Consider the following 1,045-nt stretch of genomic DNA (forward strand, 5'->3'; position numbering starts at 1 on the left):
TTCGACTGCGTGGCTCCGGCCCGCTGCGCCCGCAACGGCGCCGTCTTCACCCGCGACGGCCGCTGGAACATCAAGCGCGCCCAGCACAAGAACGATTTCCGCCCGATCGAGGAGGACTGCGACTGCTACACCTGTCGGCACTACTCCCGCGCCTACGTCGATCACCTGCTGCGTGCCCACGAACTCAACGGGTTCACGCTGGCCACGATCCACAATGAGCGGTTCTTCGTGCGTCTGCTCGACGAGATCCGCGCCTCGATCGACGGCGGATACTTCGACCAGTACCGCGACGAGACCCTGGCGCGTTTCTACGCCAACGGGTCTCGCGGATGACGAAACACGGCAGAGGAGGCCACTGTGACGTCGGCGCGTTGCGCAACCATCGCGACGCAACACGCCGATGAACATGAAGTTTGCATATAGCATTCGACGGTGGTAAGTTGTCCTCTTGTCTGCGAGTGTGGCGGAATGGTAGACGCGCTGTCTTCAGGTGGCAGTGAGTGTATGCTCGTGGGGGTTCAACTCCCCCCACTCGCACCATGAATGAAAACCCCGGAGTGTTGGATTCCAACGCCTCGGGGTTTTTCTTGTCTGAGCGGAGCCAAAAATATACGACACTTCGCAATCAGGCCGTTTGCGCCGCGGCCTGCTCAGCCTTGTACCAGGTTCCCCAATCCTGCATCGCCTTGATAACCGGCCGTAGCGTGCGCCCCGTATCCGTCAGCGAATACTCCACACGAGGCGGCACCTCTGGATACACCTTGCGATGCACCAGACCATCGCGCTCCATCTGCCGCAGATTCGCAGTCAGCACCTTCTGCGAAATGCTGCCGACCGAACGCCGCAACTCGCTGAACCGCATGGTACCGTCGAGCAGATCACGCAAAATCAGCACCTTCCATTTATCGGAGATCATCAGCAGCGTCGTCTCAACGGGACACGCCGGCAACTCGCGTTCCATATGCAAAACTCCAATCAGTAAAACACAATGAAATCAACAAAAGTTCCCTTTAGGTAACTAGGTAGTGCCCGGATGTTTGCGCAC

At 58.8% G+C, this 1,045-nt stretch carries 2 protein-coding genes and 1 tRNA gene; 2 read left to right on the top strand and 1 reads right to left on the bottom strand.

The window, feature by feature from the left end; translation table 11 throughout:
• The coding region (locus B2994_RS04170; protein ID WP_291527121.1) for a tRNA-guanine transglycosylase at nucleotides 1-333 on the top strand (333 nt) is incomplete at its 5' end.
• Between the two features lie 121 nt (nucleotides 334-454).
• Nucleotides 455-540 (top strand) — tRNA-Leu (locus B2994_RS04175).
• An 85-nt stretch (nucleotides 541-625) separates the two neighbouring features.
• On the opposite strand, the gene B2994_RS04180 is transcribed toward B2994_RS04175, so the two are convergent.
• Entirely contained in the window at nucleotides 626-961 is a 336-nt protein-coding gene (locus tag B2994_RS04180; protein WP_291527122.1) for a winged helix-turn-helix transcriptional regulator, read from the bottom strand.
• Nucleotides 962-1,045: the final 84 nt, after the last annotated feature.

This window comes from Bifidobacterium sp. UBA744 (assembly GCA_002298605.1).
Taxonomy (GTDB): domain Bacteria; phylum Actinomycetota; class Actinomycetes; order Actinomycetales; family Bifidobacteriaceae; genus Bifidobacterium.

Excerpts from the sequence above, each read along its gene's own strand:
- B2994_RS04180 (WP_291527122.1), bottom strand. The coding sequence starts at position 961 with ATGGAACGCGAGTTGCCGGCGTGTCCCGTTGAGACGACGCTGCTGATG.